This window comes from Streptomyces prunicolor NBRC 13075, assembly GCF_000367365.1.
GTDB classification, from domain to species: Bacteria; Actinomycetota; Actinomycetes; order Streptomycetales; family Streptomycetaceae; genus Streptomyces; species Streptomyces prunicolor.
On record NZ_BARF01000064.1, the window covers coordinates 59,504 to 75,531 of the forward strand.

A 16,028-nucleotide genomic window follows, 5' to 3' on the forward strand; every position below is an offset into this window, starting at 1 on the left:
ATGTCGTCCGGTCGGGTGGGGGTGTGCCATGAACGGAACGAGTGCCACGCGCGCGTGGCCCGGTGTCCGCGGGGCCGGTCGGGTCCGTCGGGTCCGCCGAGTCCTGGTCCCCTGGGTGGCGTGCACGGCCCTGTTGCTGGCCGCGTGCGACGGCGGCGGGAGCGACGCCAAGGAGGCGAGCGCGTCCCCGAAGGACACCACCTGCGACGGGAAGATCCACGGCACCGCGCACATCACGGTGTGGTTCCACGCGGGCCCGAGCGGCGAGTTCACCACGCTGCAGAACCAGGTGAAGGACTTCAACAAGGCGCAGAAGCAGGTGCGCGTCGAGTTGGTCACCCTCCCGGAGAACCGCGTCTACAACGACCTGGTGCTGTCCGCCGCCGCCAGCGGGGACCTGCCCGACCTCCTCGACTTCGACGGGCCCAACCTCTACAGCTACGCCTGGTCGGGCAAGCTCCGGCCGATCGACTCCTGTGTGCCCGCGAGCGTCCGCGCCGACCTGTTGCCGACGATCCGCCAACAGGGCACCTACGCGGGCAGGTTGTGGGGCATCGGCACCTTCGACTCGGGCATGGGTCTGTATGTGCGCAAGTCCGTACTGAAGAAGGCCGAGATACGCCTCCCGACCGGCCCCAAGGACGCCTGGACGGCCACTGAACTGACGGGCATCCTGCGCAAGTTGCGCACCCAGGGCTACCAGGCCCCCCTCGACCTGCGGCTCGTCTACTCGCAGCCGGGCCAGGAGTGGAACACGTACGGCTTCGCACCCGCCGTGTGGTCGGCGGGCGGTGACCTGATCGAGCCCAAGAACTACCGCACCGCCGACGGCTATGTGAACGGCCCCGGTTCCGTGAAGGCGCTCACCGACATGCAGAACTGGGCCGAGGCGGGGCTCATCGACATGGTCAAGGACGACAAGGCGTTCGTCAGCGGCCGCAGCGCGATCTCCTGGTGCGGGCACTGGACTTATCCGGAATTCAACAAGGCCTTCCCCGGGGACGTCGCGATCGTCCCGCTGCCCGACTTCGGCCAGGGGACCGTCACCGGCATGGGCTCCTTCCAGTGGGGCGTCCCGGCGGGCAGCGCGGACGGTGACGCCGTCTGGCGCTTCCTGTCCTTCCTGCTCCAGCCGGCCCAGGTGCACCGGATGACCGTGGCCAACGGGGCGATCCCGGCCACCGAGAGCGCCATCAAGCTCTCGCCGCAGTACGCCCCCGGCGGCCCCGAGCACCTCTTCATCGAGCAACTCCGGGACGGAGTCGCCCGCCCCAGGCCACAGACGCCCGCCTACCCGACGATCACCGACGCCTTCTCCCGGGCCTTCGCGAAGATCATCTTCAACCGGGCGCCGGTCAAGGCCACCCTGGACGAGGCGGCCAAACAGATCGACAAGGACCTTGCGGCGCACGACGGCTATCCCCCGAGCACATAGCGAAAACGTGCGGCACGCGTGTGTGCTCGACGGGGTTCTACGGGGGTGTGCCGGACGGGGGCCTGCTCGCGAGTGCTCGACACTCGACAGGGGCTCCACGGCGTGGGCCAGGCGGGGTCCTAGGCGTGCGTGCTCGACACGGGTTCCACGCGCGAGTGCCTGACGGGGTCTCACGCGCACGTGCCCGCCATGCGTTTCGCGGACGCCTGCCCGACGGGGTCCTACGCACGCGTGCCTGACATGGCTCTTACGCGCGCGTGCCCGACTTCGAGGGACCCGTCCTCCCCAAGGCCCTGACGATCATGGCCGGTTGGGGGCAGGCTGGGCATGTGACCCACCATCTTCGGAACTCCCCACCCGCCGGCCGCTGAGAGCCCGCCGTGCGTCGCCCCCTGTCCCCGGGCCCGCTCCGTAGGGTGCTGCCAGGGCTCCGAGCCGAGCCCGACCTCGCCACGCCCACCGTGCTCCCGGAGCTGCGCAGCCCGCGCTCCGACCGGCCCGCCCCGTACGGCCCCCGTCGGCGGCGCCCGCGGCCCGGCGCAGCCCTCCGGATCCCCTTCCTCGCCCGGCTGCGCGTCGGGCGCAAGCTGATGCTCCTGGTGCTGCTCCCGGTGACCGGCATGCTGGCGTTCACCGTGTTCGGCGCCGTCTCCCAGTGGCACGACGCGCAGACGCTGCGGGACTTCCGAACGGCGACCGCGCTGTCGTTCAGGACCACCGCGCTGACCGACGCCATCGCCCGGGAGCGCATCGCCGCCGTGCGGGCCCGGCTGCGTCCCGGCCCGGCGACCCTGAAGGAACGCTCCGCTGCGCAGCGCGCCACCGACCACGCCCTGAACGCGGCCCTCCTGGGCGCGGCCGGCCGACCCGTACCGACCGACGTCACGGGCAGGCTCGCCGCGCGCAACCGCCAACTGCACGCCCTGCGGCTCCAGTTGGGTACCGAGTCGCTCACCGCGCCCCAACTGGCCGCCCAGTACGACACGATCGAGGACGACCTCCTGGAGCTGGCCGCCACCCTGGAGTCCGGTCGCCCGACCCGTACCTCCGGGCAGGCGGCCGACACCCACATCGCGCTCCTGAACGCCATCGAGGCCGCCGAACGGGAACGCGCCGAACTGGCCGTGCTGTTCGACAGCCCCGACGCCCCGCACGCCACCGCCACGGACCGCTGGTCGGCCCTGGAGAAGGCGCTCCTGGACGATTTCGGCCGGACCGCGCCCGCCGACCTCAAGGGCAGGCTCTACGTCGCCCTGCTCCAGCACCCCGGCCTCGTCGTCCGCAAGACCCGCGAAACCCTCGCCGACCCGCACGCCGACCGCAACGCCTGGCCCACGTACGCCAGTTGGCTGACCGCCTCGACCCAGCGCATCGAGACACTGCGCGGCATCCAGCACCGGGCCGCCGCCGAACTGGGCCGCGACGCCGCGCGCGACCTAGACACCGCACGCACGCGTGAGGCACGCGACCTCAGCGTGTCGCTTGCCGTCCTGGCCGCAGTCACCATCCTCGCGCTGACCCTGCGCCTGTCGATCACCCGCCCCCTCAGCGAGGTCTCCGCGGGCGCCCGCGCGCTCTCCGAGGGCGACCTGTCGTACGACATCCGGTACGCGGGCCGGGACGAACTCGGCGCCGTCGCCGACACGTTCCGCGAACTACGGGTCACCACCGAACGGCTCGCCGGCGAGATCAACACCATGAACACGGCGATCGACGACAACCGGCTCGGCCACCGCGCGGACGTCGCCGCGTTCGAGGGGACCTGGGCGCAGCTGCTCGGCGGCATGAACGGCACCATGGCGTCCTTCGCCGCGGCACACGGGCGGCGCGACAAGGCCGAGCAGGAGCTGGCGAGCATCTTCCACCTCTCCCTCGACCTGTTGTGCATCGCGGGACTCGACGGCTACTTCAAGCGCGTGAACCCCGCCTTCGAGCGGACCCTCGGCCACTCCGCCGACGCGCTCCTGGGCAGACCCTGGTTGGAGTTCGTGCACCCGGAAGACCGGGCACGCACGCGTGCCGCCCTCGACCGGCTGGCGAACGGCGCCGAACTGGCCGAGTTCGAGAACCGGTTCGTCCGCGACGACGGCACCGAACGCTGGCTCCAGTGGAGCGCCCGCCCGGTCACCGCGGACGGCCTGATCTACGCCGCCGCACGCGACGTCACCGAGAGCCGCCGCGCCGCCCGCGAACAGGCCGCGCTGCGCCGGGTCGCCACCCTCGTCGCGCGCGGGGTGCCACCGCACGAGGTGTTCTCCGAAGTCGCCGACCAGGTGGGCAAGGTCCTGAGCAGCGGCTCCGCCGCGGTCCTGCGCTACGGCGCCGACGGGGCCGCCACCGTCCTCGGTTCCGCCCGCGGGCCCGCCGCCGAGGCCGAGACGGCCGCCGCCGCGGAGGTCGCGCGCACCGCCCGCCCCGCGCGCGTGGGCCGCTCGGTGGGCGCCCCCATCGTCGTGGACGACCGGCTGTGGGGTGCCGTCGTCGCGGCCGCCGCTGGACCCGAACCGCTGCCGCCGGGCACCGAGTCCCGGCTCGCCGACTTCACCGAACTCGTCGCCACCGCCCTCGCCAACGCCGACAGCCGCGACCAGCTCACCGCGTCACGCGCGCGCGTGGTGGCCGCCGGGGACGCCTCCAGACGCCGTATCGAACGCGATCTGCACGACGGCGTCCAACAGCGCCTCGTCTCGCTCCAACTCGACCTCAGAATGGCCCAGTCGATGCTGGACGAGCAGCCGGAGGAACTCGCCGAGCAGCTGGACCACATCGCCAAGGGCCTGGACGACGCCTTCGCCGACCTGTTGCAGGTCGCGCGCGGCATCCACCCCGCGATCCTCTCCAAGGGCGGCCTGGGCCCGGCCCTGCGCGCACTCGCCCGCCGCTCCGCCGTCCCCGTGGAACTTGACCTGCGCCTCCCCGCCGGCCGCCTCCCGGAGGGGATCGAGGTCGCCGTCTACTACGTGACCTCCGAGTGCCTCACCAACGCCGTCAAGCACGCGCGCGCGAGCTTCGTGGCGGTGACGGCGCGGGTCGAAAACGACGTCCTGGAGGTGACGATCGCCGACGACGGAGTGGGCGGCGCCGACCTCGGGCACGGCTCCGGGCTCATCGGCCTCGTCGACCGCGTCGAGGCGATCAGTGGCAAGCTGCGCGTCGCCAGCCCACCGGGGGAGGGCACAACTCTCACCGTACGACTGCCGCTGCCCCGGACCGACATGTGACCGCCCGAGGCGTACGCGACGGGGTCCAGGTCGGGGGGAGCCTTGGACTCGGTGACGTCGCGTACGCGTCGGGCGGTCTTCTCGGACGGAGAGGCAGCCGTCCGGCTCTAGGGGTGCCGCGAGGTTCTGGCACGCAGCTGTTTGGCGCGGACCACGTCGGGGTCCCGCGGGTCGAGGAGGTCCTTCAGGGACCGGGTGTCGTCCTCGTACGGGCGGACACGGACCGACCGCCGTCGTCTGCCTGCCCGTGTCCGCCGCATCTCCCGCAGCCCTTCCGACGTTCCGGCCGGGGCCCGTCGCTTCTCGCCCGGGTGACCGGTCCGCCCGCATTCGCACTCCTACGAGAATCGCCCGGACGCGGCGCCACGTCTTCACGGTCACCCCCCAATTCCCTTACCGGCTAGCCGTACCCGACCCGGTCCGGCAGGCTGTGCCTGGTGCACCGCACCGGTCGGGCAAGGGGAGCCGTGACGATGGACGCATCGCAGCAGACCGCGCGGGGACGGGTCGTCCTCGCCGACGACGACGTCCTGCTCAGGGAGGGCCTGGCGAGCCTGTGCGAACGCCTGGGCTACGAGGTGGCGGGCCAGGCCGGCGACGCCGTACGGCTCCTGGAACTGGTCGACACCGAGCGGCCCGACCTCGCGATCGTCGACATCAGGATGCCGCCCGACCACTCCACCGAGGGCCTCAAGGCGGCCCGGACGATCCGTGAGCGCCACCCCGGCACCGGCATCCTCGTGCTGTCCGCGTTCGTCGAGGTCGAGGAGGCGCTGGAGCTGCTGGCCGGCGGGCACAAGGTCGGCTATCTCCTCAAGAGCCGGATCACGGTCGTCGACGAGTTCGTCGAGGCCCTCGACCGTGTCCACAAGGGCGGCTCGGTCGTGGACCCCTCCCTGGTGCACGAGCTGTTCTCCGCGCAGCGCCGCGACGACCCGCTGTCCTTCCTCAGCACCCGCGAGCGCGAGGTCCTGGCGCTGATGGCGGAGGGCCGCTCCAACGCCGGCATCGGCCGCCGGCTGTGGGTCACCGAGGGCACCGTCGAGAAACACGTCCGCAGCATCCTGGGCAAACTCCACCTTCCGGAAGCCGCCGACGACCACCGCCGTGTCCTGGCCGTTCTCACGTTTCTGGAGTCCCGGTAGGAGTTCCGGCCGGACATCCGACAATCGTTCCGGCAAGAGTTCCGCCGGGCGTGTCCGGCGTTGTCCACAGCCCCACCGCGCTGTCACTCCGCGCCAGTAGGGTGGGAAACATGGCCGATCCCTCCAGCTACCGCCCCAGGCCGGGAGAGATCCCGGACTCGCCCGGGGTCTACAAATTCCGCGACGAGCACCGCCGGGTGATCTACGTCGGAAAGGCGAAGAGCCTGCGCCAGCGCCTGGCGAACTACTTCCAGGACCTGGCCGGACTCCACCCGCGCACGCGCACGATGGTCACCACGGCCGCGTCGGTGGAGTGGACGGTGGTGTCCACGGAGGTCGAGGCACTCCAGCTGGAGTACTCCTGGATCAAGGAGTACGACCCCCGGTTCAACGTCAAGTACCGCGACGACAAGAGCTACCCGTACCTCGCGGTGACGATGAACGAGGAGTACCCGCGCGTGCAGGTGATGCGCGGTCACAAGAAGAAGGGCGTCCGCTACTTCGGGCCGTACGGACACGCCTGGGCGATCCGCGACACCGTGGACCTCCTGCTGCGCGTGTTCCCCGTCCGCACCTGCTCGGCCGGCGTCTTCAAGAACGCGGCGCGCACCGGCCGCCCCTGTCTGCTCGGCTACATCGGCAAGTGCTCCGCCCCCTGCGTCGGCCGCGTCTCCGAGGAGGAGCACCGCGAACTGGCCGAGGAGTTCAGCGACTTCATGGCCGGCCGCACCGGCACGTACATCCGCCGCCTGGAGAAGGCGATGACGGACGCGGCCGAGGAGATGGAGTACGAGCGGGCCGCCCGCCTCCGTGACGACGTCGAGGCCCTGAAGAAGGCCATGGAGAAGAGCGCGGTCGTCCTCGCCGACGCCACCGACGCCGACCTGATCGCGGTCGCCGAGGACGAGCTGGAGGCGGCCGTCCAGATCTTCCACGTCCGCGGCGGACGCGTGCGCGGCCAGCGCGGCTGGGTCACCGACAAGGTCGAGGACGTCACCACCGCGGCCCTCGTCGAACACGCCCTCCAGCAGCTCTACGGCGAGGAGACCGGGGACTCCGTCCCCAAGGAGGTCCTCGTCCCGGCCCTGCCCGACCCGGTGGAGCCGGTCCAGCAGTGGCTGACGGACCGTCGCGGGGCGAACGTGTCCCTGCGCATCCCGCAGCGCGGCGACAAGAAGTCCCTCATGGAGACCGTCGCGCGCAACGCCCAGCAGTCGCTGATCCTCCACAAGACCAAGCGCGCCTCCGACCTCACCACCCGCTCACGCGCCCTGGAGGAGATCTCCGAGGCCCTCGACCTGGACAGCGCCCCCCTGAGGATCGAGTGCTACGACATCTCGCACCTCCAGGGCGACGACGTCGTGGCGTCGATGGTCGTCTTCGAGGACGGGCTGGCGCGCAAGAGCGAGTACCGCCGCTTCCAGATCAAGGGCTTCGAGGGCCAGGACGACGTCCGCTCGATGCACGAGGTGATCACCCGCCGCTTCCGGCGCTATCTCGCCGAGAAGGAGAAGACGGGGGAGTGGGCCGACGGCGACGAGCTGAGGGACCTCAAGGACGACGAGGGCCGCCCCAAGCGGTTCGCCTACCCGCCGCAGCTCGTGGTCGTCGACGGCGGACAGCCGCAGGTCGCCGCCGCCAAGCGGGCCCTCGACGAGCTGGGCATCGACGACATCGCTGTGTGCGGCCTCGCCAAGCGCCTGGAGGAGGTCTGGCTGCCCGACGAGGACGACCCCGTGGTCCTGCCCCGCACCAGCGAGGGCCTCTACCTCCTCCAGCGCGTCCGCGACGAGGCCCACCGCTTCGCGATCACCTATCAGCGCGCCAAGCGTGCCAAGCGCTTCCGGGCGAGCCCCCTGGACGACGTGCCCGGCCTCGGCGAGACCCGTAAGCAGGCGCTGATCAAACACTTCGGTTCGGTGAAGAAGCTGCGATCCGCGACAATCGACCAGATCTGCGAGGTTCCGGGCATAGGTCGCAAGACCGCCGAGACCATCGCGGTGGCCCTCGCCCAGGCGGCCCCGGCCGCACCCGCCGTGAACACGGCGACTGGAGAGATCATGGATGACATGGAAGACGGGACACCCGAGACGACGGCGGGCGCCCCAGGGGAGCCCGTACCCGCGGGAGCCCCGGACGAGCGACGGGGGCAGGAGACATGACCGAGCACGAGAAGCGGCCCACAGCGGACCGAGATCAGACCCACAAGAAGACGGGCGAGGATCAGGCTCCACCGGAAGAGACCCAGGACAACGGAGCAGAAGTGAGTACGGACAGTACGACCCCCGGGGTGCCCGAGGCGGCCATCCCCGAGCTGGTGATCATCTCCGGCATGTCCGGGGCCGGGCGGTCCACCGCCGCCAAGTGCCTGGAGGACCTCGGCTGGTTCGTCGTCGACAACCTCCCGCCCGCCCTGATCCCCACCATGGTGGAGCTCGGCGCCCGCTCCCAGGGCAACGTGGCACGCATCGCGGTCGTCGTCGACGTCCGCGGACGCCGCTTCTTCGACAACCTCCGCGAGTCCCTCGCCGACCTGGAGTCGAAGAACGTCACCCGGCGGATCGTCTTCCTGGAGTCCTCCGACGACGCCCTGGTGCGCCGCTTCGAGTCGGTGCGCCGCCCGCACCCCCTCCAGGGCGACGGCCGCATCGTCGACGGCATCGACGCCGAACGCGAGCTGCTGCGCGAACTGCGCGGCGACGCCGACCTGGTCATCGACACCTCCAGCCTCAACGTCCACGAACTGCGCGCCAAGATGGACGCCCAGTTCGCCGGCGAGGAGGAGCCCGAACTGCGGGCCACCGTCATGTCCTTCGGCTTCAAGTACGGCCTCCCGGTCGACGCCGACCTCGTCGCCGACATGCGCTTCCTGCCCAACCCGCACTGGATCCCGGAGCTGCGCCCCTTCAACGGCCTCAACGAAGAGGTCTCGGCGTACGTCTTCAACCAGCCCGGCGCCAAGGAGTTCCTCGACCGGTACGCCGAGCTGCTGCGGCTCATCGCGGCCGGTTACCGGCGTGAGGGCAAGCGGTACGTGACGATCGCGATCGGCTGCACCGGCGGCAAGCACCGCTCGGTCGCCACGGCGGAGAAGCTCGCCGCGCGGCTCGTGGCCGAGGGCGTGGAGACGGTGGTCGTACACCGGGACATGGGACGGGAATGACAGGACGTAGCCCACGGCTGGGCAGGCTGCGCCGCGTGGTGCCCGAAGGACGGACGACCAGGCCCGTCGAGGCCCGCGGCGGAAAGCCGCGCCGGCGCGGCACCCAGCCCAAGGTGGTCGCCCTCGGCGGTGGCATGGGCCTGTCCGCCTCGCTCACCGCACTGCGCCGGATCACCGGCGACCTCACCGCCGTCGTCACCGTGGCCGACGACGGCGGCTCCAGCGGCCGCCTGCGCGACGAACTGGGCGTGCTGCCCCCGGGGGACCTGCGCAAGGCCCTCGCCGCGCTGTGCGGCGACGACGACTGGGGCCAGACCTGGGCCCGCGTCATCCAGCACCGCTTCCAGTCCAAGGGCGACCTGCACGAACACGCGGTCGGCAATCTGCTGATCGTCGCCCTGTGGGAGCAGCTCGGCGATCACGTCCAGGCCCTCGACCTGGTCGGCAAGCTGCTCGGCGCGCACGGGCGCGTGCTGCCCATGTCCGCCGTACCGCTGGAACTCCAGGCCCTGGTCAAGGGGCACGATCCGGCGCGGCCCGACGACGTCGACACCGTGCGGGGACAGGCGACCGTGGCCCTCACTCCCGGTGAGGTGATGTCCGTGCACGTCGTGCCGCACGACCCGCCCGCCGTGCCCGAGGCCGTCGCCGCCGTGCTCGACGCGGACTGGGTGGTGCTCGGTCCGGGCTCCTGGTTCTCGTCCGTCATCCCGCACCTGCTGGTGCCCGAACTGCTCGACGCGCTCACCGAGACGAAGGCGCGCCGGGTACTCTCCCTGAACCTCGCGCCGCAGCCCGGAGAAACCGATGGCTTCTCCCCGCAGCGTCATTTGGAGGTTTTGGGACGACACGCCCCTAAACTCGCCCTGGACGTGGTGCTGGCCGACGAGGCCGCCGTGCCCGATCGCGCGTCGCTCACCGAAGCCGCCAAGCGGCTGGACGCCGCGGTCGAGCTGGCGCCGGTGGCCCGGACCGACGGAACTCCAAGGCACGACCCGGAGCTGTTGGCCGCCGCGTACGACCGTATTTTTCGGATGCATGGAAGGATCGGCCCATGGCGATGACGGCAGCGGTGAAGGATGAGATCTCCCGGCTCCCCGTCACCCGGACCTGCTGCAGGAAGGCGGAGGTCTCCGCCATTCTGCGGTTCGCCGGAGGCCTCCACCTGGTGAGCGGGCGCATTGTGATCGAGGCGGAGCTGGACACCGCGATGGCGGCGCGCCGGCTCAAGCGGGACATTCTGGAGATCTTCGGCCACAGTTCCGAACTGATCGTGATGGCGCCCGGCGGCCTGCGTCGCGGTTCCCGTTACGTCGTCCGGGTGGTCGCGGGCGGCGATCAGCTGGCCCGGCAGACCGGGCTCGTGGACGGCCGCGGACGCCCCATCCGGGGCCTGCCCCCGCAGGTCGTCTCGGGGGCCACCTGTGACGCGGAGGCGGCCTGGAGAGGGGCGTTCCTGGCGCACGGCTCGCTGACCGAGCCCGGCCGGTCCTCCTCCCTGGAGGTGACCTGCCCCGGCCCGGAGGCCGCGCTCGCACTGGTCGGCGCGGCCCGTCGGCTGTCGATCGCGGCGAAGGCGCGTGAGGTGCGCGGCGTGGACCGGGTGGTCGTCCGTGACGGCGACGCGATCGGCGCCCTGCTCACCCGGCTCGGCGCGCACGAGTCGGTGCTGGCCTGGGAGGAGCGCCGGATGCGCCGCGAGGTGCGCGCCACGGCGAACCGCCTCGCCAACTTCGACGACGCCAACCTGCGCCGCTCGGCCCGCGCGGCCGTCGCCGCGGGTGCCCGTGTGGGGCGTGCCCTGGAGATCCTCGCCGACGAGGTCCCCGAGCACCTCGCGGCGGCCGGCCGGCTCCGCATGGACCACAAGCAGGCCTCCCTGGAGGAGCTCGGCGCCCTCGCCGACCCGCCGCTGACCAAGGACGCGGTCGCCGGCCGCATCCGCCGCCTCCTGGCGATGGCCGACAAGCGGGCCCAGGACCTGGGCATCCCGGGCACGGAGTCCAGCATCACCGAGGAGATGGCCGACAACATGGTCGGCTGACGATCACTCGTCACGGATCGGCTGACGATCCGTCAATACGCCGGTGCGGGTGCCCAGTCCGGGCGTCGGCACCGGCGTTCGTCTGTCGTGGGGTGCCTCGGCTTCGATGCCGACGGGCCGTCAATTCGCCGGTGCGGGGCGCCTGCGCGGGCGTGCCTGGTGGATCGGGCCGGAGGAGGTCAACGGCGGCCGGTCGGCGCGGGGGAGCCGAGGGTCGAGGGCAAGACTACGAGGGCTCCCGCCGGGCGAATGCATGCCGGCCACTGCGGCCTTGGGGAAGACCCGCAGGCATCCTCGGAGGCCCTGGCACCGGCGCTTCTCTGCTGCGGTTGCCGTCGTCTCGATGCCGGCGAGCTGCCGATACACCGGTGCGCGCTCCTCCAGGCCTCCCAGCTGATCAGGCCGGGGAGAATCAACGCCCGCGCCCCTCAAGGAGAAACGCCCCGCGGCCGCCCCATGCCCCTCAAGGAGATCGGCCGGGCTCCCCGAGGGCCCTCGCGTCGCCGTACGTCCGCCTTGGGCGCCGCAGAACTCGATACAGTTCGGCCCCGCGCGGCCCACGAGCAACGCCGCCTGGGCCCCGCGAGGGACACGCGTCCCCCTCGCCTCTCCGGCACGATCCGCCGCCCCTGCCGAAGTCCCCCGCCCACCCCGTCATTTGACCGTCCTTGAGGCCCCCTTGACTCGATCATGAAGTGTCATGAGCCTGGCAACTGTTCGCCGCTGTGGCGGACGATTGCTAGGGGGATTCATGAGACACAGAGCGAGATCGATCCTCGCTGTCGGCGCCCTCCTGATCGCAGGGGCGAGCGTCGCACCGATCGCCCGGGCGCAGGGCGGGAGTTCGGCGAAGTCCGACCCCGCCGAGGTCAAGGTCTTCCGCGCCGACGTCACCCAGAAGCAGATACCCCTGCTCCTGAAGGCCGGACAGGACGCCCACGAACTCGGCGACAACCAGTTCTCCGCGGCCGGCAAGACCGCCGTCGAGGTCTACCTCACCGACCAGCAGGCCCAGAAGCTGGAGAAGCAGGGCGTCGACCTCACCGAGCACACCCTGTCGGCGAAGGCCGAGACGCGGGTCGAGGACGCGGCGCAGGGCGTGTTCCGGCCGTACAGCGGAAGCGGCGGGCTGGAGGAGGAGATCCTCAAGGCCGGGCAGGCCAACCCCGGGCTCACCAAGGTCGAGTCCATCGGCAAGACGATCGACGGCCAGGACATCCTCGCGCTCAAACTGACCAAGAACGCGAAGAAGACCAAGGACGGCTCCAAGCCCTCCGTGCTCTACGTGTCCAACCAGCACGCGCGCGAGTGGATCACTCCGGAGATGACCCGCCGGCTGATGCACTACTACCTGGACAACTACAAGACCGACAAGCGCATCAAGAAGATCGTCGATTCGACCGAGCTGTGGTTCGTGCTGTCGGCCAACCCGGACGGCTACGACTACACCTTCCAGAACTCCGACACCCGCCTGTGGCGCAAGAACCTGCGGGACAACAACGGCGACGGCACCATCTCCACCGGCGACGGTGTCGACCTCAACCGCAACTTCTCCTACAAGTGGGGCTACGACGACGAGGGTTCGTCCCCGAACCCCACCAGCGAGACCTACCGCGGTACGGCGCCCGCCTCCGAGCCCGAGACCCAGGCGCTCGACACCTTCGAGAAGCGGATCGGCTTCAGCTACGGCATCAACTACCACTCGGCCGCCGAACTCCTCCTCTACGGAGTCGGCTGGCAGGTCGCGACCCCGACCCCGGACGACGTGCTCTACAAGGCCCTCGCGGGTACGCCTGACAACCCGGCGATCCCCGGCTACCACTCCCAGGTCTCCTCGGAGCTGTACACGACCAACGGCGAGGCGGACGGCCACGCGTCGAACGTCAACGGCATGTCGATGTTCACCCCCGAGATGTCGACCTGCCAGACCGCGTCGAACATCGACCCGACCGACGCCTGGAACGCGGCCGACTGCCAGTCCGTCTTCAACTACCCGGACGACGAGAAGCTGATCCAGGACGAGTTCGCGAAGAACATCCCCTTCGCGCTCTCCGTCGCCGAGACCGCCGCCCACCCCGACCGGCCCACGTCGTCGGTCGGCCTCAGCGCCGCCGACTTCACCCCGGCCACCTTCTCCACGTCGTACTCGCGCGGCGCCGACCAGGAGGTCTCCGTCGTCGTACGGAAGTCCGTGCGCGACAAGGAGCTCAAGTACCGCGTCAACGGCGGCCGTACGGAGGACATGGCGCTCAAGTCCTGGAAGGGCGGCCAGACCTACGGCGGGGACGACAACCTGTACTTCGACGAATACCGCGCCAAGGTCAAGGACGGCGACCCGGGTGACAAGGTCGAGGTGTGGTTCACCGGTGAGACGAAGGCCGGGAAGCCCACCTCCAGCGCGCACTTCACGTACACGGTGGCCACGCGGCCCGCGGCCGACACCCTTGTCGTCGCCGAGGAGGGTGCTGCCGCCACCCAGGCGCAGACCTACGTCGACGCCCTGAAGGCGAACGGCCGCAAGGCGGTCGTCTGGGACGTCGCCACCCAGGGCGCGCCCGACGCGCTCGGCGTGCTCGACCACTTCAAGACCGTCGTCCACTACTCGGGCACGGCGGGACCGCGCAACGACACCCAGCTCCAACTGCGCGCCTTCCTCAACGAGGGCGGCAAGCTGATCGAGGCCGGCGAGCAGGCCGGCGGATCCGTGGCCCTCGCCGACGGCACCCCCTCGAACGACTTCAGCCAGTACTACCTGGGTGCCTATTCGCGTACGTCCACCCCCGGAGCCACCGGTTTCACCGGCTCCGGCAAGCTCGCCGGCTTCACCGGGCCGCTCAGCGGCGCCCCCGGCAACCCGCTGGACCGGGCCGGCACCTACAGCGTCACCTCCGACTCCCTGTCGCCCACCACGTACCCGCAGTTCGCGAGCGCGGGCGCGGGCCAGTTCGCCGGGACCGTCAACCCGTACGGCCCCTACGCGGGCTCTTACATGGCCGCCGCCGTCCACACCGACGACGCCTACAAGCGCCTCACCCGCACCATCGACCTCACCGGGGTGAGCGCGGCCGACAAGCCCACGCTCCGCAGTGAGCTGCTGTGGGACACCGAGCCCGGCTACGACCACGCCGTCGTCGAGATCCACACCACCGGGGCCGACGACTGGACCACGCTCCCGGAGGTCGGCGGCGCCACCGGCACCGCCGTACCGACGGAGTGCGAGGCGGGCTTCCTGATCGCCGAGCACCCGTGGCTCAAGCACTACCTGACCATCGCCTCCAGCGGCTGCACCGCGACCGGTGCCACCGGCTCGTGGAACAGCTTCACCGGCGCCTCCAACGGCTGGCAGCAGGTCGGCTTCGACCTGAGCGCCTACGCAGGCAAGTCCGTCGAGGTGTCGCTCAGTTACATCACCGACCCGGGCTCCGGCGGCCACGGCGTCCTCGCCGACGACACCTCCCTCGTCGTGGGCGGTACGGCGACACAGGCCGAGGGCTTCGAGACCTCGCTCGGCGCCTGGAGCGTGAGCGGCCCGCCCGCGGGCAGCCCCGCGGTCCTGAACGACTGGACCCGCACGGGAGCCCTCTTCCAGACGTACGGCGCGGTCACCACCGACCGCACCGTGCTGCTCGGCTTCGGCCTGGAACAGGTCACCTCGGCGGCCGACCGTGCTGCCCTTCTTAAGAAGGCGTTGACCGCTCTGACCAGCTGACCCTGTGTGACGATGTCATGAACATCAAGGGCGGTCCGTACCCCTACTGGCGGGTACGGACCGCCCTGCCGTGTATGGGGCATCTCGATGTCACCACGGAGGGCTCAGGGAGGTAGGGTCGTAGGCGGTCGGGGACATCCCATACAACTCGCCGGCACTGAGCCGGCGTACCAACGAGGAGATCGGTTCGTGACGATCCGCGTAGGCATCAACGGCTTTGGCCGCATCGGTCGTAACTACTTCCGCGCGCTGCTGAAGCAGGGTGCTGACATCGAGATCGTGGCTGTCAACGACCTGGGTGACACCGCGACCACCGCTCACCTGCTCAAGTACGACACCATCCTGGGCCGCCTGCAGGCCGAGGTGTCGCACACCGCCGACACGATCACCGTCGACGGGCACACGATCAAGGTGCTGTCCGAGCGCAACCCCGCCGACATCCCGTGGGGCGAGCTGGGCGTCGACATCGTCATCGAGTCGACCGGCATCTTCACGAAGAAGGCCGACGCCGAGAAGCACATCGCCGGCGGCGCCAAGAAGGTCCTCATCTCGGCTCCGGCCAAGGACGAGGACATCACGATCGTGATGGGCGTCAACCAGGACAAGTACGACGCGGCCAACCACCACGTCATCTCGAACGCCTCCTGCACCACCAACTGCGTGGCGCCGATGGCCAAGGTTCTCGACGAGAACTTCGGCATCGTCAAGGGCCTGATGACGACGGTCCACGCGTACACGAACGACCAGCGCATCCTGGACTTCCCGCACTCGGACCTGCGCCGCGCGCGTGCCGCCGCCGAGAACATCATCCCGACCACGACCGGTGCCGCCAAGGCCACCGCCCTGGTCCTCCCGCAGCTCAAGGGCAAGCTGGACGGCATCGCGATGCGCGTCCCGGTCCCGACCGGCTCGGCCACCGACCTGGTCGTGACGCTGCAGCGCGAGGTCACCAAGGACGAGGTCAACGCCGCGTTCAAGAAGGCCTCCGAGGACGGCGACCTCAAGGGCTACCTGACGTACACCGAGGACCCGATCGTCTCCTCGGACATCGTCGGCGACCAGGCCTCCTGCACCTTCGACTCCCTCCTGACCATGGTTCAGGAAGGCAACACGGTGAAGATCCTCGGCTGGTACGACAACGAGTGGGGCTACTCCAACCGCCTCGTCGACCTCACGGTCTTCGTCGGCGGCCAGCTCTAACTCCCAGAGCAGGCAACTCGATGTGAGTCAGGGCTCGGGCAGCGCACGCCGCGCTGTCCGAGCCCTTGCTACGTAGTGTCCGAGCCTTTGGCGTCTGCTACGTAGTGATCG

General features: G+C 70.6%; 9 protein-coding genes. All 9 read left to right on the forward strand.

The window, feature by feature from the left end; translation table 11 throughout:
• Window positions 1-28: 28 nt before the first annotated feature.
• The 9 genes from SPR02S_RS28860 (at window position 29) to gap (ending at window position 15,917) form a co-directional block, all read left to right on the forward strand.
• Window positions 29-1,435, forward strand: coding sequence for an ABC transporter substrate-binding protein (locus tag SPR02S_RS28860; RefSeq protein WP_019060499.1), 1,407 nt, complete (start codon window positions 29-31; stop codon window positions 1,433-1,435).
• A 590-nt stretch (window positions 1,436-2,025) separates the two neighbouring features.
• Window positions 2,026-4,656: a PAS domain S-box protein gene (locus SPR02S_RS28865; RefSeq protein WP_245607635.1), complete on the forward strand. Its 2,631-nt coding sequence runs from the start codon at window positions 2,026-2,028 to the stop codon at window positions 4,654-4,656.
• A 473-nt stretch (window positions 4,657-5,129) separates the two neighbouring features.
• Window positions 5,130-5,801, forward strand: coding sequence for a response regulator transcription factor (locus SPR02S_RS28875; protein WP_019060502.1), 672 nt, complete (start codon window positions 5,130-5,132; stop codon window positions 5,799-5,801).
• Between the two features lie 110 nt (window positions 5,802-5,911).
• A complete protein-coding gene (gene uvrC, locus SPR02S_RS28880; protein WP_019060503.1) occupies window positions 5,912-7,963 on the forward strand; it encodes an excinuclease ABC subunit UvrC in 2,052 nt (683 codons plus the stop codon).
• Window positions 7,960-8,964 (forward strand): RNase adapter RapZ, encoded by a 1,005-nt coding sequence (rapZ, locus tag SPR02S_RS28885; protein WP_019060504.1) that lies wholly within the window; start codon window positions 7,960-7,962, stop codon window positions 8,962-8,964. The genes uvrC and rapZ overlap by 4 nt, the downstream gene beginning before the upstream one ends.
• Window positions 8,961-10,028, forward strand: a complete 1,068-nt coding sequence (locus SPR02S_RS28890; RefSeq protein ID WP_026150944.1) for a gluconeogenesis factor YvcK family protein — start codon at window positions 8,961-8,963, stop codon at window positions 10,026-10,028. Before rapZ ends, SPR02S_RS28890 begins: the two co-directional genes overlap by 4 nt.
• Window positions 10,019-11,008 carry a DNA-binding protein WhiA gene (whiA, locus tag SPR02S_RS28895; RefSeq protein WP_019060506.1) on the forward strand — a complete coding sequence of 330 codons (990 nt, stop codon included), beginning with the start codon at window positions 10,019-10,021 and terminating at the stop codon, window positions 11,006-11,008. The genes SPR02S_RS28890 and whiA overlap by 10 nt, the downstream gene beginning before the upstream one ends.
• A gap of 751 nt (window positions 11,009-11,759) precedes the next feature.
• Complete coding sequence (locus tag SPR02S_RS28900; RefSeq protein WP_019060507.1) at window positions 11,760-14,717, forward strand: M14 family metallopeptidase; 2,958 nt, start codon at window positions 11,760-11,762, stop codon at window positions 14,715-14,717.
• A 189-nt stretch (window positions 14,718-14,906) separates the two neighbouring features.
• The gene (gene gap, locus SPR02S_RS28905; protein ID WP_019060508.1) at window positions 14,907-15,917 is read left to right on the forward strand and encodes a type I glyceraldehyde-3-phosphate dehydrogenase; all 1,011 of its coding nucleotides are present in this window, start codon (window positions 14,907-14,909) and stop codon (window positions 15,915-15,917) included.
• The last annotated feature ends 111 nt before the right edge of the window (window positions 15,918-16,028 follow it).